The sequence below is a fragment of the Haemophilus sp. UMB1048 genome, from assembly GCF_030218125.1.
Classification (GTDB): Bacteria; Pseudomonadota; Gammaproteobacteria; order Enterobacterales; family Pasteurellaceae; genus Haemophilus_D.
This window is the reverse complement of the sequence record NZ_JASOPB010000143.1, coordinates 1-251: the sequence shown is the minus strand read 5'-3', so window position 1 is coordinate 251 and position 251 is coordinate 1. Positions and strand designations below refer to the sequence as shown.

At 59.8% G+C, this 251-nt stretch carries 1 pseudogene; it reads left to right on the top strand.

The features are described 5' to 3' along the window. Positions 1-251, top strand: a pseudogene (locus tag QP437_RS10230) (1,4-alpha-glucan branching enzyme); the annotation flags it as partial.

The following is a 251-nucleotide window of genomic DNA, read 5'->3' as shown; positions in this document are numbered from 1 at the left end:
AAAAAGCTGCTGTTTATGGGCAATGAATTCGCCCAGGGCCGCGAGTGGAACCACGACGCCAGTCTCGACTGGCATCTGCTGGAGGGCGGCGACAACTGGCACCACGGCGTCCAGCGGCTGGTGCGCGACCTGAACCATACCTACCGTCATCATAAAGCGCTGCACGAGCTGGATTTTGACCCCTACGGCTTCGAATGGCTGGTGGTCGACGACCATGAGCGCTCGGTGTTTGTCTTTGTACGCCGTGACCG